Annotated in this window: 22 protein-coding genes; 11 read left to right on the top strand and 11 right to left on the bottom strand. The window is 76.5% G+C overall.

The window, feature by feature from the left end; genetic code table 11:
* Nucleotides 1-98: 98 nt before the first annotated feature.
* From ACH5AR_RS26135 to ACH5AR_RS26120, 4 genes are all read left to right on the top strand, one after another.
* Nucleotides 99-365, top strand: coding sequence for a UBP-type zinc finger domain-containing protein (locus tag ACH5AR_RS26135; protein WP_396303944.1), 267 nt, complete (start codon nucleotides 99-101; stop codon nucleotides 363-365).
* 94 nt (nucleotides 366-459) lie between these two features.
* Nucleotides 460-732, top strand: a complete 273-nt coding sequence (locus ACH5AR_RS26130; RefSeq protein ID WP_396303943.1) for a hypothetical protein — start codon at nucleotides 460-462, stop codon at nucleotides 730-732.
* A 102-nt stretch (nucleotides 733-834) separates the two neighbouring features.
* A complete protein-coding gene (locus ACH5AR_RS26125; RefSeq protein ID WP_396303942.1) occupies nucleotides 835-1,845 on the top strand; it encodes a sigma-70 family RNA polymerase sigma factor in 1,011 nt (336 codons plus the stop codon).
* A gap of 318 nt (nucleotides 1,846-2,163) precedes the next feature.
* Nucleotides 2,164-2,655, top strand: a complete 492-nt coding sequence (locus ACH5AR_RS26120; protein WP_396303941.1) for an NUDIX domain-containing protein — start codon at nucleotides 2,164-2,166, stop codon at nucleotides 2,653-2,655.
* Nucleotides 2,656-2,742: 87 nt separating this feature from the next.
* Here ACH5AR_RS26120 and ACH5AR_RS26115 read toward each other — a convergent pair whose 3' ends face one another.
* From ACH5AR_RS26115 to ACH5AR_RS26100, 4 genes are all read right to left on the bottom strand, one after another.
* Nucleotides 2,743-3,501: a Clp protease N-terminal domain-containing protein gene (locus tag ACH5AR_RS26115; RefSeq protein WP_396303940.1), complete on the bottom strand. Its 759-nt coding sequence runs from the start codon at nucleotides 3,499-3,501 to the stop codon at nucleotides 2,743-2,745.
* A gap of 101 nt (nucleotides 3,502-3,602) precedes the next feature.
* Nucleotides 3,603-4,346 (bottom strand): tyrosine-protein phosphatase, encoded by a 744-nt coding sequence (locus tag ACH5AR_RS26110; RefSeq protein ID WP_396303939.1) that lies wholly within the window; start codon nucleotides 4,344-4,346, stop codon nucleotides 3,603-3,605.
* 123 nt (nucleotides 4,347-4,469) lie between these two features.
* Nucleotides 4,470-5,222, bottom strand: coding sequence for a VC0807 family protein (locus tag ACH5AR_RS26105; protein ID WP_396303938.1), 753 nt, complete (start codon nucleotides 5,220-5,222; stop codon nucleotides 4,470-4,472).
* Between the two features lie 158 nt (nucleotides 5,223-5,380).
* Nucleotides 5,381-6,082 (bottom strand): hypothetical protein, encoded by a 702-nt coding sequence (locus ACH5AR_RS26100; RefSeq protein ID WP_396303937.1) that lies wholly within the window; start codon nucleotides 6,080-6,082, stop codon nucleotides 5,381-5,383.
* A gap of 341 nt (nucleotides 6,083-6,423) precedes the next feature.
* On the opposite strand from ACH5AR_RS26100, the gene ACH5AR_RS26095 reads away from it, so the two are divergent.
* From ACH5AR_RS26095 to ACH5AR_RS26080, 4 genes are all read left to right on the top strand, one after another.
* Nucleotides 6,424-7,245 (top strand): RNA polymerase sigma factor, encoded by an 822-nt coding sequence (locus tag ACH5AR_RS26095; RefSeq protein WP_396303936.1) that lies wholly within the window; start codon nucleotides 6,424-6,426, stop codon nucleotides 7,243-7,245.
* The gene (locus ACH5AR_RS26090) at nucleotides 7,242-8,324 is read left to right on the top strand and encodes a hypothetical protein (protein WP_396303935.1); all 1,083 of its coding nucleotides are present in this window, start codon (nucleotides 7,242-7,244) and stop codon (nucleotides 8,322-8,324) included. The genes ACH5AR_RS26095 and ACH5AR_RS26090 overlap by 4 nt, the downstream gene beginning before the upstream one ends.
* Nucleotides 8,325-8,728: 404 nt before the next feature.
* Nucleotides 8,729-10,333 carry a protein kinase gene (locus ACH5AR_RS26085; RefSeq protein ID WP_396303934.1) on the top strand — a complete coding sequence of 535 codons (1,605 nt, stop codon included), beginning with the start codon at nucleotides 8,729-8,731 and terminating at the stop codon, nucleotides 10,331-10,333.
* 163 nt (nucleotides 10,334-10,496) lie between these two features.
* A complete protein-coding gene (locus ACH5AR_RS26080; protein ID WP_396303933.1) occupies nucleotides 10,497-10,640 on the top strand; it encodes a hypothetical protein in 144 nt (47 codons plus the stop codon).
* A gap of 205 nt (nucleotides 10,641-10,845) precedes the next feature.
* Here ACH5AR_RS26080 and ACH5AR_RS26075 read toward each other — a convergent pair whose 3' ends face one another.
* The 5 genes from ACH5AR_RS26075 to ACH5AR_RS26055 form a co-directional block, all read right to left on the bottom strand.
* The gene (locus ACH5AR_RS26075; RefSeq protein WP_396303932.1) at nucleotides 10,846-11,556 is read right to left on the bottom strand and encodes a class I SAM-dependent methyltransferase; all 711 of its coding nucleotides are present in this window, start codon (nucleotides 11,554-11,556) and stop codon (nucleotides 10,846-10,848) included.
* 667 nt (nucleotides 11,557-12,223) lie between these two features.
* Nucleotides 12,224-13,582 carry a hypothetical protein gene (locus tag ACH5AR_RS26070; protein ID WP_396303931.1) on the bottom strand — a complete coding sequence of 453 codons (1,359 nt, stop codon included), beginning with the start codon at nucleotides 13,580-13,582 and terminating at the stop codon, nucleotides 12,224-12,226.
* Between the two features lie 184 nt (nucleotides 13,583-13,766).
* Complete coding sequence (gene tatA, locus ACH5AR_RS26065; protein WP_396303930.1) at nucleotides 13,767-14,051, bottom strand: Sec-independent protein translocase subunit TatA; 285 nt, start codon at nucleotides 14,049-14,051, stop codon at nucleotides 13,767-13,769.
* A 210-nt stretch (nucleotides 14,052-14,261) separates the two neighbouring features.
* Entirely contained in the window at nucleotides 14,262-14,831 is a 570-nt protein-coding gene (locus ACH5AR_RS26060; protein ID WP_396303929.1) for a methyltransferase family protein, read from the bottom strand.
* 207 nt (nucleotides 14,832-15,038) lie between these two features.
* Nucleotides 15,039-16,601, bottom strand: coding sequence for an MFS transporter (locus ACH5AR_RS26055; protein ID WP_396303928.1), 1,563 nt, complete (start codon nucleotides 16,599-16,601; stop codon nucleotides 15,039-15,041).
* An 83-nt stretch (nucleotides 16,602-16,684) separates the two neighbouring features.
* On the opposite strand from ACH5AR_RS26055, the gene ACH5AR_RS26050 reads away from it, so the two are divergent.
* Nucleotides 16,685-17,278, top strand: a complete 594-nt coding sequence (locus tag ACH5AR_RS26050; protein ID WP_396303927.1) for a TetR/AcrR family transcriptional regulator — start codon at nucleotides 16,685-16,687, stop codon at nucleotides 17,276-17,278.
* A 13-nt stretch (nucleotides 17,279-17,291) separates the two neighbouring features.
* On the opposite strand, the gene ACH5AR_RS26045 is transcribed toward ACH5AR_RS26050, so the two are convergent.
* Nucleotides 17,292-17,609, bottom strand: coding sequence for a cupin (locus tag ACH5AR_RS26045; RefSeq protein WP_396303926.1), 318 nt, complete (start codon nucleotides 17,607-17,609; stop codon nucleotides 17,292-17,294).
* A 163-nt stretch (nucleotides 17,610-17,772) separates the two neighbouring features.
* On the opposite strand from ACH5AR_RS26045, the gene ACH5AR_RS26040 reads away from it, so the two are divergent.
* Nucleotides 17,773-18,039 carry a hypothetical protein gene (locus ACH5AR_RS26040; RefSeq protein WP_396303925.1) on the top strand — a complete coding sequence of 89 codons (267 nt, stop codon included), beginning with the start codon at nucleotides 17,773-17,775 and terminating at the stop codon, nucleotides 18,037-18,039.
* 64 nt (nucleotides 18,040-18,103) lie between these two features.
* Here the strand turns inward: ACH5AR_RS26040 and ACH5AR_RS26035 are convergent, their stop codons facing one another.
* Complete coding sequence (locus ACH5AR_RS26035) at nucleotides 18,104-19,261, bottom strand: acyl-CoA dehydrogenase family protein (RefSeq protein ID WP_396303924.1); 1,158 nt, start codon at nucleotides 19,259-19,261, stop codon at nucleotides 18,104-18,106.
* A gap of 222 nt (nucleotides 19,262-19,483) precedes the next feature.
* Between ACH5AR_RS26035 and ACH5AR_RS26030 the strand changes: the two genes are divergently transcribed.
* The coding region (locus ACH5AR_RS26030) for a TetR/AcrR family transcriptional regulator (protein ID WP_396303923.1) at nucleotides 19,484-20,111 on the top strand (628 nt) is incomplete at its 3' end.

Raw genomic sequence — 20,111 nt, 5'->3', positions numbered from 1 at the left:
CGGGGATTGCGCAGTGCCCTCCGGACGGGGCCGGGACGCACCCCGGCCCCGCGCCGCTGAGCGGGCGCTGCGCGCGGGGGCGGCATAGCCTTGCAGTCATGAGCGCCTGCGAAGACCTCGCGCTGGCTCCTCGGGACATCGAGCCCCGGCCGCCCGCCGACGGCTGCGCCGACTGCCTGGCGCAGGGCCGTCGGGACTGGGTGCACCTGCGGATCTGCCTGGACTGCGGGCACGTCGGCTGCTGCGACTTCTCCCCGCAGCGGCACGCGACCGCGCACTTCCACGACTCCTCCCACCCGGTGATCCGTTCGTACGAGCCGGGGGAGGACTGGCGCTGGTGCTTCGTCCACGAGGTCATGGGCTGAGGGGACGCCCCCACAGGCCGTCCCCGGTCCGTCCCGCGGTCCGTCCCTCCGGCCGGCGCCCGTCCGGTCGGAGGCCGGGGAAGGGAGGCCGACGATGGCCGAGCGAACGCCCGGCGGTGCCGCCAGGCTCCGTCAGGGCACCCAGGAGCTGCTGGAGCGCCGCGGCATGGCGAGCCCGCCCGTCCGGCTCGCGCCGACGCGCGGCACCGGTGCGCCGTCCCCGGCGGCCACCGGGTCCGGTGCCGGCGGGGCCTTCCGGCACGGCGGCCGGGAGGCGCCGGCCGCGACGGTGCACGGGGCCCCGGCGACGCACGTCGAGCTCAAGGGGCACCGGCACCGCGGCGCGGAGAAGCACTCCGCCCACTGAGGCGCGGCGCCCGGCGGTCCGGGGGCGGTTGTCGGTGCCGTGCGCTACGTTCGTCGCGTTCACCAGGGCGGCACACGGCAGGACGACGGGGGCGGGCGCAGCATGGCCGACGTGATCACACAGGAGCCGGTCGAGGTCCGGCTGGAGCGGTACCGCACCGAGCTGACGGGCTACTGCTACCGCATGCTCGGCTCGGTCTTCGAGGCCGAGGACGCGGTGCAGGAGACGATGGTCCGGGCCTGGCGCGGCTACCACGGCTTCGAGGGGCGGGCCGCGCTGCGCTCCTGGCTGTACCGCATCGCCACCAACGTCTGCGTGGACGCGCTGAACGGCCGCAACGGCCGGGCCCGGCCGATGGACCTGGCCGGGCCGGTCACCGTGGCCGAGGCGCACGGCACCCGGCTGCCCGAGGTGACGTGGATCGGCCCGGCGCCGGACGGCCGGGTGCTGCCCGAGACGGGGGACCCGGCCGAGGTGGCCGCCCAGCGCGAGTCGGTGAAGCTGGCCTTCGTCGCCGCGCTCCAGCGCCTCGCGCCCCGGCAGCGGGCGGTGCTGATCCTGCGCGAGGTGCTCGGCTGGAAGGCCGCCGAGGTGGCGGAGCTGCTCGGCGTCACGGTGGCGTCGGTCAACAGCGCGCTCCAGCGCGCCCGCGCGGTGCTCGCCGCCGACGCCTCGGCGGCCCGTCCGGCCCCGGCGCTGGACGAGGCGCACCGGGCGCTGCTGGACCGCTACGTCCGCGCCTTCGAGGCGTACGACATGGACGGCCTCGCCGAGCTGCTGCACGAGGACGTCACGCTCAACATGCCGCCGTTCGCGATGTGGCTGCGCGGGCGGGGCGAGATCCGGAGCTGGATGCTGGGCCCCGGGCACGGGTGCCGCGGCTCCCGGCTGGTCCCGGTGGCGGCCAACGGCGGCCGGGCCTTCGGCCAGTACCGGCCGGGCCCCGGGGGCGGGCACGAGCCGTGGGCGCTGGTCGTGTTGGAGGTGTCAGAGGGGCGGATCACCGGCTTCACCAACTTCCTGGACACCGACGTGCTCTTCCCGCTCTTCGGCCTGCCGCCCCGGCTCCCGGCCGGGCCGGGGGAGTCCGTCGACCGGCCCGTCGCCGGGTAGCCGGGCGAGGTCCGGGGGCCGGGTCGCGCCGGGCAGCAGCGCCGACAGGCCGCTGAACGCCAGCAGTTCGCGCAGCGGGCCGCCGGCGTTCAGCAGCAGCACGGCCACCCCGCGCCGGGCGCAGGCCAGCCGCAGCCGGGCGAGCGCGTCGACGACGGCCAGGTCGGGGGCGGTGAGGGCGCCCAGGTCGCAGGTCAGCACGGGGCTGCCCGGTGTCTCCACGGTGTCCATACGGGTAGGACCGGCGCGGCGGCCGCGACTCATCGGTCGGGTGGCAGAGTGGGGGGCGTCGTACCCGACCGCCCGAGGAGGAGCACCGTGACGGCTGAGCCCTTGAAGTCCCGCGAGGAGTGGCTGGCTTCGCTGCCCCGGATCTACGCGGCGGCGGGCTGTCTGCTGCGGGACGAGTCCGGCCGGATCCTGATCGTGAAGGCCGGGTACCGCGAGCACTGGCAGTTCCCGGGCGGCACCATCGACCTCGGCGAGGGCCCGGTCGAGTGCGCCGTACGGGAGTTGGCGGAGGAGACCGGCCTGGTCCTGGAGGCGGGGGAGCTGCTGGCCATCTCCTGGACCCACCCCTCGGCCGAACTCGACCATCCCGCCCAGCACTTCCTGTTCGACCTCGGAACCGTCGCGGACGGCACCCCCGTGACCGTCCCCGCCGACGAGCTGGACGACTACCGCTGGGCCCCGGTCGAGGAGGCGCTGGACCTGCTCGGCCCGGCCCGTTCGGCCCGACTGCGGGCGGCGCTGGAGGCGGCGGCCGACGGCCGGGTGCGGATCGTCACCACCCGCGTGTCCGGCTTCTGAGCGCACGGGCCCCGGCACACCGGGGCCCCGCCCGGGCGGGCGCCCTGCCCCGGGCGGGAGCCGTGCCCGGGGCAGGGCGGCGCCGGTTCACTGCTGCTGCTCGGACTCCCGGGCCCGGGCGGCGGTGAGGGCGGCGATCGCCTCCGCGACGAAGGTCTGCGCCTCGGCCTGGTCCACCTTCAGGCCGGCCAGCACGCCCCGGCCGTTCTCCAGTTCCAGCAGCGCGAGCAGGAGGTGCTCGGTGCCCACGTAGTTGTGCCCGAGCTTGAGCGCCTCCCGGAAGGTCAGTTCCAGCGCCTTCTTGCTCTCGGCGTCGAACGGGATCAGCGCGGGCACCGTCTCGGCGGGGGCGGGCAGGGTGGCGGTGGCCACCGCCCGCAGGGCCTCCGGGGTGACGCCCTGGGCGGCGAGCGCCTTCGCGCCGATGCCCTCGGGCTCGGAGAGCAGGCCGAGCAGCAGGTGCGCCGTGGTGATCTCGGTGTTGCCCGCCGTGCGGGCCTCTTCCTGCGAGGCCACCACGACCTTGCGGGCCCGGGGCGTGAACCGGCTGAAGCCCTGGCTGGGGTCGAGGTCGTCGGGGGCGCCCGGGTCCTTGGGGACGAAGCGCTTCTGGGCGGCCTGCTTGCTGACGCCCATGCTGCGGCCGATGTCGGTCCAGGACGCGCCGGAGCGGCGGGCCTGGTCGACGAAGTGGCCGATGAGGTGGTCGGCGAGGTCTCCGAGGTGGTCGGCGGCGATCACCGCGTCGGAGAGCTGGTCGAGCGCGTCGGTGTGGACCTTCTTGATCGCGGCGATCAGGTCGTCGAGGCGCAGCGGAGTGGTGTTGGGAACAACGGGATTCTCCATGCGTCAACCGTAGGTTGTCGATTCGGCGATCGTCAACCATCGGTTGACGATGGTTTTCAGGTTTCTTCCGGGTCTCTTCCGGGTGCGGGCGGGCGCCCGGGTCAGGCGGCGGGCAGCAGCCGCTCCCGGACGGCGGCGATCAGCTCGGGCTCGACGCCGGCCGCGAGCAGGTAGCCGGTCGGGTCGAACCCGTCGAGCACGGCCGCCAGGGCGGCCTCCGCGGTGGTCCCGGCCTCGGCGAGCACCGCGTCGATCCGGCGGTACGGGTCCGGCAGGCCGAGCATCCCGTACAGCGGCCGGATGTGGGGGGTGCTCAGCAGGTAGTCCTCGGCGATCGCGGCCCGGTCGACGCCGGCCAGGGCGAGCAGCAGCAGGGCGGCCAGGCCGGTGCGGTCGCGGCCGGCGCCGCAGTGCACGACCACGCCGCCGGGCCGCGCGCCGGCGATCGCGCGGACCAGGGCGGCGGCGGCGTGCGGGCAGTGCTCCAGGTACGGGCGGAGCGCGAGCGGGGTGCCGTCCAGCCGCCCGTGGGCCTGCCACCAGGCGGGGCCGGCCAGTTCGTCCAGCGGGACGCGGACCAGCTCGACGTCCTCGGGGAGCGGGAGGAGCGGCTTGTACTCCCCGGCGTCGCGCAGGTCGACGACGGTGCGCACGCCGTGGTCGAGCAGGGCCTCCCAGCCCTCGGCGGTGAGGCGGTCCAGGTTGTCCGCCCGGACGATCGCGCCGCGGGCGGTGGGCCGGCCGGAGGCGGTGGGCAGGCCGCCCAGGTCGCGGACGTTCAGGCAGCCGTCCCAGGCGAGCGTGCGGTCCTCGGTGCGGTGCGGCGCGTGCGTCGTCCGGCTCATGGGCTCCCCGTTTCCTGGCGGGGGTCCGTTACCCCCTCGTTATGAACGACTCCCGGGGGATCCGGATGGTTCCTCGCTGTTCGATCCCTGGGAACCGGCCGTTCAGGCGGGTGGGCCGGGTGCTCAGGCGGCGGTCGGGGCCTCGGCCTCGGCCCGGACCAGCCGCTCCATCGGCTCGACCGCGCTCTGGCCGAGCACCGAACCGGCCACGATCGCGCCGATCAGCAGGACGGTGGACAGCCAGGCCATGGTCGACACCGGCAGGGTGAAGGCGCCGACCACCCGGGCCGCGCACTCGGTCAGCAGCGCGGCGCCCCAGATGCCCGCGAACACGCGCTCGTGGCGGCGGAAGGCCCGCGACCCGGCCGCCCGGCCCTCGACCAGCCGCTGCCAGGCGGCGGCGCGCTCCCGCCGGCCCCTGGTGACGAAGGGCATCAGCATCGGGGTCATCACCGGCCGGCCGACCAGCGCGGAGACCAGGATCGCCAGCGCCACGGTGCCGCTCAGCCCGCCGTCCTTGGCGATCATCAGCCGGGCGTCGCCGGTGACGAAGGTCAGCGCCAGGCCCGCCAGGTTGACGGCCAGCATCAGGGCGGCCCACAGGTTGAGCCTGCGCTCGCCCAGCAGGCCGAGGACGGTCCGGGCGGCCGGGAAGGCGCCGCTCCAGGCGAGGGCGGCGAACTCGCTCAGGCCGAGGGCGGAGTGCAGCAGGTAGTAGCCGGCCAGCGGCGCGGCCACGTCGAGGGCGAGCGGGCGGAGCCCGGAGACCAGCGGGTTGGGCGCCTTGGCGTGGGCGGCGCCGGCGGGGGCGGCCTGCGCCGGGGCGGCGACCGGGACGGCGGTGGGGGCGACGGCGGCGCTGAGGGTCTGGCTCACGGTGGGTTCCTCCCCGGCTGGTGGCCGCGGGCCGCTGCCCGCGTCGTGCCGCCAGTCTCGCCGTCCGACCCGCCGTCAGAGCAGTGCCGTCCGTTGCCTCCTCCGCATGACAGTTGTCATGGTGCGCGCCGTGACACCGCCTCCCGCCTGCGGCTGCGCTACCCGTCGGCGGGGAACGCCCACAGTTCGCGGCCGAGGGTGTCCAGGCAGCGGACGGTGCGGAAGCGCTCGTCCCCGGCGGAGAGGAAGCCCTCGGCGACGCCCGCCAGGACGGTCCGGGCGACGCCGTCGCCCCGGGTCCAGGCGCCGGTCAGCACCAGCGCCTTGTCGGCCAGTTCGGCGCGCTGCACCCGGGCCACCGCGGCGGTCAGCAGTGCGGCGTTGACGGCCGCCAGCTCGGCGGGCAGGAGGTACTCCTCCCCGGTGGGGGCGCGGTCCGCCGCGGCGCGGCGGCGCAGCTCGGGCAGGCCGTAGTGGCGCACGGCGGCGACGGCGTCGTCCAGCGGGAGCTGCCAGCGCGGCCCGGGCAGCACCTCCCACCAGACGTCCTCGCCGACCGGCAGCACCTCGCCGATCCGGGCCCGCCAGGCCTCGATGCCGTACCGGACGCGCGGGTCGGGCCGGTGGCCGGGGAGCTGTGCGAGGGACCAGTCGGTGCGGCGGACCACGCTGAGGTCGAAGGTGAAGGGCACCCGGTCGCCGGCGGGGCGCTCGACCAGGCCGAGCAGCAGCCAGTGGGTCCCGTCCGGGAGGCTGAAGGTCCGGCGCCACCCGGTGAGGCCCAGGGCGCGCAGCGCGGGGGCGAGGTGCTCGCGCAGGCCCCGGGCGTGGAGCCCGCGGGGCTCGTGGGCGGTCGTCATCGCGGTCTTTCCCTGCTGGTCGTGCGTCCGGCACCGCTTCCGGCGGCGGTCCCCGTCGGCGGTGGCGGCTTCGGCGGGACGGCTCGTCCCGGGGGCGTGCGACCGGGGCCCGCACGGGTCGTGCGTGCGCCCTCGGAGGCGGCGGCGCCACGGTGGCGTCCCGGGCGCGTCGGCGGGCCGGCGCCCGGGTGCGTCGTCGGCCCGGACTGCTTCGCCTACCGACAACGTAGGCCGGGCGGGCCCGGCCGGGCCGTGGGCGAACGGCAGCAGTCCCCGGGACCTTGGCCCCGGCCGGGCCGGTCCTTCGGCCGGAGCCGACGTGTTCGCCCGAATGGCGCATCATGTGGCGGGTGCAGAGTGCAGAGCGCCCCGGAGCGGGCACCGACGGCCCCGTCGGCCGGTCCGGCCCAGTACCACCCGCCGAGCCGCCACCGGGCCCGGCGGCCGCCGCTCCCCCCGACCTGACCGAGGCGGTACGGGCCGCGCAGGAGGGGAGCGAGGAGGCGTTCCGGCTGCTGTTCCGGACGGTCCAGCCGGGCCTGCTGCGCTACCTGCGGGTGCTGGTCGGCGGCCGGCCGGAGGACGCGCAGGACGCCGAGGACATCGCCTCCGAGGCCTGGCTGCAGATCGCCCGCGACCTGCGCGGCTTCTCCGGCGACGGGGACGGCTTCCGCGGCTGGGCCGCCACCATCGCCCGCCACCGCGCCCTCGACCACCTGCGGGCGCGGCGCCGCCGGCCGGTCACCGACCTGCCCTTCGAGCAGCTGGTCGAGCTGGCGGCGGGGGACGACACCGCGCGGGCGGCGCTGACCACGGTCGGCACCGCCGACGCGCTGGCCCTGATCTCCCGGTTGCCGCGCGACCAGGCCGAGGCCGTGCTGCTGCGGGTGGTCATGGAGCTGGACGCGGAGAGCGCCGCCCGGGTGCTCGGCAAGCGGGCCGGCAGCGTCCGGATGGCCGCCCACCGGGGGCTGCGGCGACTGGCCAAACTGGTCGAGCCGCTCGCCCCCGGCGGCGGCATCCCGGCGGCCCGGACCGCCGCGGGGGCGGCCGGAGCGGGCGCCGGGGAGGCCCCCGGGCACCCGGCGGGGAAACCTGCGGAAAAAAGTTCTCCGCAGGGTGTGACAGAACGCCGGGCCGCGACGCTGAAGGACATGAGATGAGCACCAACCGATCCCGTCGGATCGACCGTGATGCCGCCGAGCAGCTGCTCGGTGGTGCCGTGGGCGGCCCGTCGGCCGGACAGGACGCCTCGCTCACCGGACCGGACGGCGGTCCCGGGCAGCTCGCCCGGGTGCTCGCCGCGGCCGCCGCTCCCGCGACGGCCGGCGAACTGGCCGGGGAGGAGGCGGCCCTGGCCGCGTTCCGGGAGGCCGCTCGTACGCCCGACCCGATAGCGACCCCCGTCCGGAGACGATCGATGGCAACCGCCGCGCTGGCCCGGGCCTTCAGCACGAAGGCCACGGCCGTCGTGCTGGGCACCACCGCGCTGTGCGGGGTCGCCGTCGCCGCCGGCACCGGCAACCTGCCGTCCGCGCTGGGCGGCGGCCCGTCCGTGCCGGAGCACGGGCCCGCCGGCCGGGACGCGGCGACCGCCCTCGGGGCGGGCCCCTCCTCCGCCGGCCCGTCCGCGGGCGTGGCCCCGTTCGGTGCCGCGGCGTCCGGCTCCGCCCGTCCGTCCGGCACTGCCTCCGCCGGGCCGCAGGCGGTCGTCCCGTCCGACCCCGCGACGCCCGGCACCGCCTCCGCCACCGGCCGTGGCGGCCGCTCGGCCGTCCCGCCCGCGCTGCTCGGCCTGTGCGCCGGCTTCGCCGACCGCACGGCCAGGGGCGACCGCCCGAGCGGCCTGGCCGCCGACCCGCTGTACGGCCCGCTGGTCGCGGCGGCCGGCGGTGCGGACCGGGTGGCGGGCTACTGCGGGGCCGCGGTCGAGGACCAGGACGGCGACCACCAGGGCGCCCCCACCCCGACGCGGGACCCGGGCCGCTCCGGCTCCGCCGCCGGCACCGGGGCGAACGGCGGGGCGAACGGCGGGCCGGGCCGGGGGAGCGGTGACGGCGGCCGGACCGGCGGCAGTGGGAACGGCCACGGCAACGGTGGCAACGGTCAGGACGCCGGCGGCGCCGGGAGCAGGCCGGGCAAGCCCGGCGTGACCGTCCCGGCCGTCCCCTCCGTACCCGCCGGCCAGGACGTCCGCCCGACCAGGCCCGAGCGGAACGGGAGCGGACAGGACGAACAGTAGGCCGCGAGGCCCCCGGAACTCCGGGTGGGCGGCGAGCGACTCCCCCCGGGCTCGCCGCCCGCCCGGAACAGCACCACCGCAGGACCAGCAGGAGGCAGTACCACCCGAAGACCCCGGGTGGCCGGTCGGCTCCCCCGTGCCCACCGGCCGCCCGGCCCGGCCCCGGCCGGACCGGTAGGCGCACCCCGGACGCGCCGCCCGGTCCGGCCGGCCCGGAAACGTGCGGCCCGCCCGCCCGCAGTCAGGGCGGGCCGCACCCCTCGTGCCGGCGGCCGGGGGACCGCTGCCCGGTCCCCCGACCGCCACCCTCCGCCCCCGGACGGCCCGTTCGCAGGTGCGGCTATCGTGCACAGGTGCACGAGGCGGCCCGGGACCCCGGGCAGGGCACGTGAGGGGAGCTCCAGGTGATCGGACGGGCGCTGAACGGGCGTTACGAACTCGTCGAGTTGCTCGGCGTCGGCGGGATGGCCACCGTCTGGCGCGGGGTGGACCGGGTGCTGGCCCGTCAGGTGGCCGTCAAGGTCCTCAACGGCGGCCTCGCCGACGACCCGCGCTTCGCCGAGCGCTTCAGCCGCGAGGCCCAGCACGCGGCCATGCTGGCGCACCCGAGGATCGTCATGGTCTTCGACTCGGGGGTGGACCAGGGCACCCCGTTCATCGTCATGGAGCTGGTCAGCGGCCGTTCGCTGGCCGCGCTGCTGGCGGAGCGGCCGGGCCTGCCGGTGGAGCGTGCCGTGGGCATCGCGGCCGCGGTCTGCGAGGCGCTGGCGGTCGCCCACGCGGCCGGGCTGGTGCACCGGGACATCAAGCCCGGGAACATCATGATCACCGACGACGGCGGGGTGAAGGTCGTCGACTTCGGCATCGCCCGGGCCGGCTCCTCCGGCAACCTCACCCAGACCGCGAGCGTGCTCGGCACGGCCGCCTACCTCTCGCCCGAACAGGCCACCGCCTCGCCGTTGGACGGCCGCACCGACCTGTACGCGGTCGGCTGCGTCCTGACCGAGATGCTCACCGGCGCGACCCCGTTCACCGCCGAGACCCCGGTGGCGATCGCCTTCAAGCACGTCAGCGAGCAGCCCCTGCCGCCCTCCGCCCGGCGCCCCGGCCTGCCGCCCGCGCTGGACGCGGCAGTGCTGCGGCTGCTGGCCAAGGACCCGGCCAGCCGCCCCGCCGACGCGACCGCCGCCCGGGCCGAACTCCTGCGCACCGTACCGGGGCTGGTGGTCGGGGACCCGACCGCGGAGCTGCTCGCGGGCGCCGCCGGGGCCGCGGGGGCCGCCACCCAGCTGCTGCCGCCGGTGCCCCGGTTCCCGGCGGCGGACCAGCAGCACACCACCGTGCTGCCGCCCCGGCCGCCGGCCGCCACCTCGGTGATGGCGCCGATCCCCGCCCCGGCGCGGGCGGCCGGGCCCGCGGCTCCGCCGGCCCGCGCCGGCCGCCGGAAGCCGCTGGTGATCGGGGCGTTGGGCGTGGCGGGCCTGGCCGGTGCCGCCGCGCTGGCCCTCACCGCCCTCGACGAGCCGGCCGGCAACGCCGCCGCCGCCGCGCCGGCCGCGGCCACCGCGCCCTCCGCCACCCCCGCCACCGCGGCCCCGCCCGTCCCGAAGGCCTCCGCGACCACGGCCGCCCCGAAGGGCCCGACGGCCTCGGCGGCCCCCGGTACCCCCTCGGCGCTCCCGACCACCGCGGCCCCGACCCAGGCCGTCCCGCGCAACCAGCCCGCCGCGCTGCAGCTCCAGTCCTTCCGGCAGGCCGTCGCCCAGGCCCAGGTCGGCAAGGAGCGGGACAAGCAGGCCGACCTGTTGAGGGTCCTCGACACCACCGCCGCGCGCCTCAACGAGAACAACCCGGACGGGGCCGCCCAGGAGCTCAAGGACGCCCAGAAGGTGGTCAGGGACATGGGCCGGAAGCACGCCGTCGACGGCCCGACCTACGCCAACTGGAACGCCCGCCTCGCCGCGCTGTACGCCACCCTGCACACCGCGGCGGACCTCCAGGACGACTGACGGGCTGCCGGGACAGGCCGGTGCTGACGATCGGTTCCCTCCTCCTCGGTGTCCGCGACATGTCCCGCGCCGTGGCGTTCCGGACGGCCGCCCTCGGCTACGTCCCGCGCGGCGGGCTGGTGGAGGAGGACCGGACGGTCCTCGCCCCCGCCCGGGCGGCGGTGTGCAACTCGCCCTCGGCCTCAGCGAGTCCCCCGTCCAGCGAGAGCCCCGCGTCCACCCGGACCTCTCCGCGGCGGACGCGGCGGAGCAGCTCGCCGAGGTCGAGGGCAACCGCTTCAGCGTGATCGACGCCGACCGCTCCTGAGTGCGGCGCTGTCCGTCCACAGGCTGTGGACGACGCTGTGCATGCCGTGCCGGGTCGTGCCGGGTCGGGCCGCGCGGTGCCGGCTTCCGGGCGGTGGGACGCCGACGGCCCCGCGCGCGGGTGTGCACGCGGGGCCGTCCGGGGTGCGGGGCCGCCCGGGCCGGGCCGTCGGTGGCGGCGGTCGGCGCGGCGGCGATCGGCGCGGCTACCTGGCCGCGGTGACGGGCTTGCGGGCCCGGGTCAGCAGGGAGACGCCGGGCAGGCCCTGGACCGGCAGGTAGCGCTCGGCGGCGATCACCGCGCCGAGCGCCGTGTTGAGCAGCGGCGGCACGTCGTCCAGGTCGCTGCCGGTGCTCTTCTTCCGGCGCCAGGCGGCGGCCGGGCGCAGCAGCACGTTCCAGCTGTCCAGGGTCTCCATGGTGAAGCCGCTGTCGAGTATCACCTCGCGCAGGGTGTCGCGGGTGTAGCGGCGGACGTGGCCGACCGCGACGTCGTGCGCCGACCAGAGCCGCATGTCGCTCGGCACCGCGATGAGCGCCACCCCGCCGGGGCGCAGCACCCGGTGGATCTCGGCCATCGCCTCGCCGTCCTCCTCGATGTGCTCCAGCACGTCGAAGGCGACCACCAGGTCGACGGCGCCGTCGGCGACGGGCAGCCGGCGGGCGTCGGCCCGCAGCACGGCGAGCCCGCGGTCGCGGGCCACCCGGGCGCCCTCCTCCCCGTACTCGACGGCGACCGGCTGCCAGCCGTGCGCCCGCAGGACCCGGGTGTTGCCGCCGCCCGCGGCTCCGATGTCGAGCGCGACGCCGGCCCTGCTGAACTTGGCGAGCTCCCGCGCCAGCAGCGCCCGGCGCTCCTTGTACCACCAGTGCCGGTCCTCGAGCTCGGCGAGCTTGCGTACCTCGTGGCCTTCCACGGGCCCTCCCAGACTCTTCGTCTCCCTGGCCGTGGCGGAACGCACCGTCCGATCGACCGAACACATGAGAATTTCGTGAGCCACTCTACGGGTACCGCACGGTCCCGGATCAAGGCCGCGCACCGACGGATCGCACGCCGCCCGCGTGCGGTCGGCGTCTCCCGTCGGGAGGGGTGACGGCCCGTCAGCTGTCGGCCGGGCGCGGGCCCGCCGGGCTCAGCCGTTCCCCCGGAGCCTGCGCTCCACGGTCCCCCGCGCCGCCCGGGGCGCCGTCCCGGCGGCGGCCGCGAGGAAGACGACGCCGTATCCGATCCGGAGCACCACCCACGCGCGCCCAGCACGCCGTACGTCGTGGCCAAGGCGGTCGGCACCGGGAGGACCAGGAAGGTCGGCCGGACCACCGGCCGCCTGGCCGTTCCCCGCAGCAAGCCGACGATCTTGGCCGGCCGCAGCCGGGTCAGCCCGACCAGCGCCGCTGCGAACAGCAGTCGGCTGACCACCGGCCGCCGCCCGCCGAGCCGCTCCGGCGGCAGCGTGAAGCACCCGGCCGTCAGCAGCGCGGACGCGCCCAGCAGCCGGCAGCAGGCCCTCGGGTCGACGGACGCTGGCGGGTTCCCGGACCTGCCGTTCAGCCTCGCCGCCCCCCGCTCCCGTCCGCCCGCTGCGATCAGCGGAGCCTGGTCGCCCCGGCCGGCCGCGGGTGCCCCGGTTCGTCCAGCAGCTCCAGTACCGCGAGGACGGCGACCAGCCCGAGCGCGAGGCAGAGCGTCACCAGCACCGTCGGGCGGCTCCAGAGCACGAAGGCCAGCGCGGCGAGCGCGACCGCCAGCCAGCCCAGCGGCACCTTGCGGCGGTGGACGAACCGGCCGACCGGCCCGAGCCGCAGCCCGGCCCGTCCGGCCACCGCGCGCACCGCGCCCAGCCCGGCCCGCCAGCCGCCCCGGACGGTGCGGGCCCACCGTCCCGGGCCGACGACCCAGGCGCCGAGCGCCACCAGCAGGCCGAGCGTCACCACCACCCGGACGGCCGATCGCAGGTAGCGCACCAGGGTGTCGTACACCGCCTGGGCGGCGGCCTGGTCGACGTCGGCCGGGAGCCGGTCCAGGTAGACGGCGCGGAAGACGCTCAGCCCGATGCCCAGCAGCAGTGCCCCGCCCGCCATGCCGAGGGCCGTGGCCACCACCGCCCGGCGCCGCCGGGCGGCGAGCAGCACCCCGCCGAGCGCGCAGGCACCGGCCAGCACCGGCACCCGGAGTCCGGCCAGGTCCAGCGCCCGCAGGGCGGTGCGGACCGTGGGCAGGGCGTCGGAGCGCACCAGCGGATAGGAGGTGTGGATCTCCGGGATCCGGGAGGCCAGCGGGATCCCCTGCTCGACCAGGTCGGCCTTCACCCTGGCGACCACCGGGGCGAGGTCGAGCAGCACGGTGTCGTCGCGCACCTCGACGGCGCCGCCGCCCTGTCCGGTCACCATCTTCACGACGGCGGCGTGCGCGTCCCGGTTGACGTCCGTCCACAGGGCCACGAAGGCGTCGCTGTCCACGACCCGCTCGACCTGGGTGCGGATCAGGTCGTCCAGCCCGTTGCCGAGGGCCTGGCCGATGCCGCCCAGCAGGGCGCCGAGCCCGGGCCGGTCCTCCGGGGCGACGCCGTCGAGCAGCGAGTCCAGCGGGAGCTTCTTCACGATCTCGTCGGTCACCCGGTCGGTGACGGCCGCCTGGACCCGGGGGTCCCGGGCCAGCGGGGCGACCGTTGCGAGGTAGCGGTCGGTGTCGCTGATCTCGGACCTCGCCCAGAGCGCGAGGGCGGCGAGCGGGGTGAGCGCGCAGGCCAGCACGACCAGCAGGACGGCGAAGGAGGAGCGCACCCGGTGCCGGGGCGGGCGCCGTGCCGGTCCGGCGGCCAGCCGCCCGGCGAGCCGCGCCTCCCGGGCCTCGACGGCGTCCAGCCGGGCCCGCGGCGCGGCCGGCTCGTCGCCGGAGGCGCCGGGAACGCCGTCGGCAGCGCCGGCGGGCTCGTCGGTCGGCATGCCGGGCTCCGTTCCTCCGTGGGTGCATACCAGGAGACAACGGATCAGATCGGACGGCCAGTCGGGAAGCGCCGGGGTCGGAGCCGTCCGGGAGCGGCGCCGGAACGGCCCGCTCGACGGCCCCGGAACGGCGCAGAGCCCCCGGTGGGATCACCGGGGGCTCTGCGCAGGACGAGGAGGAGGCTCAGGCGGTCGTCTCGGGCCGCTTGGCCTCGGTGCCCTTGGTCACGTTGGTCGGCGTGACGGCCGGGCGGTCGGCGCTCTGCTGGGGAGCGGCGGTGCTCTGCGCGGTGCCGGCGGCGTCCGCGGGGGTGTCGTCCTCGCGCATGGCCTTGGTCTCGGCCTTCAGGATGCGCATGGACTTGCCCAGGCCACGGGCCATCTCGGGCAGCTTCTTCGATCCGAACAGCAGGATGACGACCGCCAGCACCACGAGAATGTGCCAGGGCTCAAGACCGTTCCGCAGCATCCCTGGCCACCGGTCCCTTCTTGTTTGGAGTCATGGCGGGCGCTAGCGCCCGTGCTGGCCAGTATGCCTGGCCCTGACGGCGAACGGATACACCGGTTGGGAAACGCTGGCCAAAAACCGGGTGCCGCTCGAGCGGATCGCGAGTGCTCCGGCGCCCGTCCGGGCCGACGCGGGTGCGGAAGCTCACACCCGCCGACCGCGTCGGTGCGATCAGTAGACGAACGGCACCAGGCGCTTCGACACCCGGCGGTAGCGCGCGTACTCGCTCCCGAAGGCGTCCAGCAGCAGCCGCTCCTCGGCGGCGATCCGCCAGCCGTACGCGGCGAGCAGCAGGGCCGCGACCACCAGGGCGGCTGCCCAGCTGCCGGTGCCCGCCGCGTAGCCGGCCCAGACCAGCAGGCTGCCGGCGTAGCCGGGGTGCCGGATCAGCCGGTACGGGCCGGTGCGCACCAGGCACTGGGCGTCCACGGTGCGCAGCGTGCGGGTGTAGAAGCGGCCCAGGGTGCGCATGCCCCAGGCGCGCAGCGCCAGCCCGGCGGCCACCAGGGCGACCCCGAACCAGCGAGCCCCGTCGGGCAGTTCGCCGACGGCGGCGCGGTCGAGCAGCACCACGGCCGGTACCGACAGGAGGTAGCAGCCGAGCAGCAGCCGGGTCGACCCGCGGTCGCGGCGGTCGGCCTGCCAGGTGCCGACGGCGCGGTCCCCGCGCCGGCGCAGCAGCAGCTCGTAGGCGGCCCAGCAGAGCAGGCCGAGGAGGGAGAGGAGGGCGGGGAGGGACATGCGGGGCTCCCGGAGGTCGGGTCCGAGGTGTGCTTCCACGCTCCTCCCGGCAGCCGGCCCGGGCACGCACCCGGGGGTGGACCGCCGGACGTCCACCCCCGGGTGGAGCCCGGCCGGCACGGCCCCGGACGGCCCGGAGCCCCCGCCCGGGTGGACGGGGGCTCCCGATGACTCGCGTGGGCCGGGCCGGGTCGACCGGCCGGGGTGTCAGGCGGTGGCGGGCTCCGCGGCGGGCTCCGGAGCGGGGGCGGGGGCGGTGGCCGGGAGGTGGCGCATCAGCCGGTAGGCCAGCGCCGCGGCGCCCAGGGCGAAGAGCAGCCCGACCACGGCCGCGACGTGCAGGCCGGCGGTGAAGGCGGTGCGGGCGGTCTCCAGCAGGTCCGCGCCGGCCCTGCCGGGCAGTTGGGCGGCGACGGCGACCGCGCCGCCGAGGGTGTCCTGGGCGGTCCGGGCGGCCTCGTCGGCGAGGCCGCCCGGGAGGGCGCCGTCCAGCCGGTGGCGGTAGACCGCGGCGCCGGCCGCGCCGAGCAGGGCGATGCCGAGGGAGCTGCCGAGCTCGACGGCGGTCTCGGAGGTGGCGGAGGCGGCGCCGGCCTGCTCGACGGGGGCGGCGGAGACGACCATCTCGGCGGTCATCGTCATGGTGCCGACCGTTCCGGCGGCCAGCACGCCGGCCGCGGACAGGATGAGCGCCGGCGGGGAGTGCGGGCCGACCTGGGTCATCGTCGCGAAGCCGGCCGCGCCGACCACGAAGCCGCCGCCCATCAGCACCGCCGGGCGGACCTTCCCGGCCAGCGCCGCGCTGGCCCCGACCGCCGCGCCGACGCCCAGGCTGGGCACCAGCGACCAGAGCGAGGCGGTCAGCGGGCTCATGCCCTTGACCAGCTGGAGGTACTGCGAGGTGAAGAGGGCGAAGCCCATCATCGCGAACATCGCGACGCTGTTGACGCTGATCGCGCCGCTGAAGGCGCGGATCCGGAACAGCCCGAGGTCGAGCAGCGGGGCCGCGGCGGTGCGCTGGCGCCGCACGAAGGCGTCGGCCAGCAGCAGCCCGGCGGCGAGGGCCAGCCCGGGCAGCGGGCTCCAGCCCTCGACGGCGAGCGTCTTGACGCCGTAGACCAGCGGCAGGATCGCGGCCAGCGAGAGCGCGGCGCCGAGCAGGTCGAAGCGGCCGGCGCGGCCGGTGGAGCGGTGTTCGGGGAGCAGGACGGGCGCGGTCAGCAGCACCAGGGCCATCACCGGGACGGCGGGCAGGAAGGCCGCGCCCCACCAGAAGTGCTCCAGCAGCAGGCCGCCGGCGACCGGCCCGAGGGTGGCCCCGGCGGTGAGGACGCCGCCCCAGGCACCGAGCGCGATCTGCCGCTGCCGGGGGTCGTGGAACATGGTGCGGATCAGCGCGAGGGTCGAGGGCATCACGGTGGCCCCGGCGGCGCCGAGCACCGCGCGCGCCGCGATCAGCTGGTCGGCGCCGTGCGACCAGGCGGCCAGCAGCGAGGCCCCCGCGAAGGCGGCCGCGCCGACCACCAGCAGCCGGCGGCGGCCGATCCGGTCTCCCAGCGCGCCCATCGTGATGAGCAGCCCGGCCAGCAGGAACGAGTAGATGTCCATGATCCACAGCTGTTGGGTGCCGCTCGGCGCCAGCGTGGTGGAGATGTAGGGGACGGCGAAGAAGAGCACGCCCATGTCCATGGTGAGGACGAGCGTCGGCAGCAGGAGGACGGCCAGGCCGATCCATTCGCGACGGCCTGCGCGGCCGGTGGGTGCGGTCATGGGGAAGACGGTACGGACGTGTCAGACGCTTGTCTAGTACGGATGTACAAGACGATCGTCCAGAGATTCCGTAGGATCGGCGCATGGGAAACCGCGAAGACCTGATGGCCGGCGCCAAGCGCTGCCTGTACGAGAAGGGCTACGGGCGCACCACGGCCCGTGACATCGCGACCGCCTCCGGTGTCAGCCTGGCCGCGATCGGCTACCACTTCGGCTCGAAGGACGCGCTGCTCAACACGGCGATGATCGAGGCGATCGGGGAGATGGGGGAGGCCCTGGGCGCGGTGGTGGCCGCCGCCAACCGGGTGTCGGACGACCCGCAGGTGCGCTTCGCGGCCGTCTGGGACGGCCTGCGGGACGTCTTCGTCGAGCACCGGGGGCTCTGGGCGGCCCAGTTCGAGGCGCTCGCCCAGGCCGGGCACGCCCCCGAGCTGGCACAGGCCTTCGCGGCGGCGCAGAAGGAGGGCCGGCTCGGCCTCGCCGCCGTCTTCCGGGGGGTGCCCGAGGTGCCGGACACCGAGGAGGAGGTCGCGCTCGGCGGCTTCTACCAGACCCTGCTGGCCGGGTACTGCGCCCAGTGGCTCGCCGCACCCGAACTCGCGCCCGGAGGGCAGGACTTCCTGCGCGGCCTGCGGCTGGTCAGCGACAGCGTGTTCGCCCCGCCCGCCGGCGCGTAGCGGCCGCCGGCCGCTACGCGGTGACGGCGGTCAGCAGCACCACCGAGTCGACGTGCGCCAGCAGCCCGTGCCGTTCCTGCGGGACGGGCTCCAGGCGGCCGGCCGCCAGTTCCAGCCGCCGGCCGGCGATGGTCAGCGAGACCCGGCCGCGCAGCACCTGGACGCTGCCCGCGGTGGGCGGGTTGTGCTCGTCCAGCGCGGTGCCCGCGGTCAGCGCGATCACGGTCTGCCGCAGGACCCCGTCGTGCAGGACGAGGTGGGCGCTGCGTCCGTGCGGGCTCTCGGCCGCCAGGGCGGCGTGCTCCACGGCGAGCTGTTCGAGATCGGGCATCGCGCCTCCTCCTCGCTCCGGGCGCACTCCGTGTGCCCAGGGTCGCGGACGCCCGGGCGCCCCGCACCCGGAGGCGGCCGGCGTCGTCCGGGTGCGGGCGGGAAGCCGCCCGAGGCGAGCAGTCCGAGGTGCAGCCCCCGCCGACAGCCCGCATCGTGGAGGCATGGCGACCAACCAGAGACTCTTCAGCGGGTTCCAGGTCAACCGCACGGTGCTGACCGGCGGCGCGGTGCTCACCGCGATCGGCACGGTGCTCAGTGCGGCCGGGGCGACGATGGTCTGCGTGGCGCTGGTCACGGCGGGCCGCAGCTGGGTGCGCGGCCTGGAGACCCCGCCCACCGCGCTCGCCCAACGGGCCCTGCACGAGGCGCGGGTGGCGTCCACGGCGGGCTGGGAGGCCTGGCGCAGCGAGCACGGCTCGCCCAACTGAGCCGGACGGCGGGGCCTTGCGGGCGGGCCCGTGCGCCGGGCCCTCCCGGAAGGCCCGAACGGCTCTACAGCCCCAGCGACTTGGCGATGATGCTGCGCATGACCTCACTGGTGCCGCCGTAGATCCGGAACACCCGGTTGTCGGTGTAGAGCCGGGCGATCGGGTACTCCAGGATGTAGCCGTAACCGCCGTGCAGCTGGAGGCACTTGTCGATCACGGTGGAGGCCGACTCGGTGCAGAACAGCTTCGCCGCCGCCGCGTCCGCGACGGTCAGCTCGCCGTTCTGGTACAGCTCCAGCGCGCGGTCCACCATCGACTGCTGGGCCATCACCTGGGCCTCGCAGTCGGCCAGGGTGAACTTGGTGTTCTGGAACTCGGCCACCGCCTTGCCGAACACCTTGCGGTCCTTGACGTACTGCACCGCGAACCGCACCGCCGCGGCGGCCGCCGCGTACGCGCTGACGGCGATCGCCAGCCGCTCCTGGACGAGGTTGTGGGTCAGGTAGGAGAAGGCCCGGCCCTCCTCGCCCAGCAGGTTCTCCACCGGCACCCGGACGTCGTCGAACGCCAGCTCGGCGGTGTCCGAGGTGCGCAGGCCGATCTTCTGGAGCTTGCGGCCGACGGTGTAGCCCTCGGAGGAGGTGTCCACGCAGAGGATGGACAGCCCGGCCCGGCGGTTCTCCGGGTCGTACGGGGAGGTGCGGCAGACCACCAGGACGAGGTCGGCCAGCACGCCGCCGGTGATGAAGGTCTTGGCGCCGTTCAGGACGTAGTGGGTGCCGTCCTCGGAGAGCCGCGCGGTGGTGGTGATGCCCGCGAGGTCGGAGCCCGCGCCCGGCTCGGTCATCGCGATGGCGGTCATGATGTCGCCGGAGACGAAGCCGGGCAGCCAGCGCCGCTTCTGCTCCTCGGTGGCGTACTCCAGCAGGTACGGCAGCACCAGCCCGGTGTGCACGCCGGAGGAGCCGAAGCTGACGCCCGCCCGGGCGGTCTCCTCGGCGACCACCGCCTGGTACTTGAACCCGCTCTCGCCCGCCCCGCCGTACTCCTCCGGCACCTCGATGCCGTAGACGCCGAGCGCGCCGAGCTGCCGGTAGAAGTCGCGCGGCGGGTGGCCCTCGGCCTCCCAGCTCTCGTAGACCGGGACGACCTCGTTGGCGATGAAGTCCCGGATGGTCTCCCGGAAGGCCTCGTGGTCCTCGGTGAACACGGTGCGGCGCACGGCGGCGCTCCCTTCGACGGCACCGGCCGGGGCTGCCGGCCGGAGCGGAACGGGCCTGGTGGTGGCCCCACAAGTTAATCCGCGGTAGCTTCGGCTGTCCAGAGTCGACGGGGCGCTGAACGGCTGCCGGGAGCGGGCTCGGCGAGGGGTGAAGTGAATCCTTGCTAGCCTTCCGTCGGCATCGGCGCCGACAGGGGTGCCGCCGTCCCGGGGAGGTGCGCCGTGGGGGTCCGACGGCCGCCGGGGCGGCGCGCCCAGATCCTGGCCGTGGCCGCCGAGCGCTTCCACCGCAGCGGCTACCACCAGGTCTCGATGACCGAGGTTGCCGCCGGCGTCGGCATCACCGCACCCGCGCTCTACCGGCACTTCCGCGGCAAGCCCGAACTCCTCGACCGTGCCGTCCGCGCGGGCCTGGAAGCGCTCGCCGAGGGGCTGCGCCCGGCCCGGACCACCGCCGACCTCGGTGCGGCGCTGGCCGCCGTCGCGGTCGGCCACCGGCCGCTCGGCACCCTGGTGCAGCGCGACGCCCGGCTGCTGCCACCGGCGCGGCGGGCGGCGCTGCGCCGCGAGCTGCGCGCCGACGTGGCCCTGATGGTCGCGGTGCTGCGCGCGGAGAGGCCCGAACTCACGCAGGCGGATGCCGAGTTGCTCTGCTGGTCGGCGCTCTCGGCCTGCGCGGGGCTCTCCTACCAGTCGGCGGCGCCGCAGCCCCGCCGGGCCGAGGCGCTGCTGCGGGAGCTGGTCGCGGCCGTCCTCGCGGTCCGGCCGGGCGGTACGGCGGCGGTGCCGGGGCCCGAGCAGCGGGGCGAGCCCGGGCGGGAGCCGCGCCGGGGCGCCGGTACGGGGCCCG

The organism is Kitasatospora sp. NPDC018619 (genome assembly GCF_044391605.1).
In the GTDB taxonomy this organism is placed as follows: Bacteria; Actinomycetota; Actinomycetes; order Streptomycetales; family Streptomycetaceae; genus Kitasatospora.
This window is presented reverse-complemented; position numbering and strand designations above follow the sequence as displayed.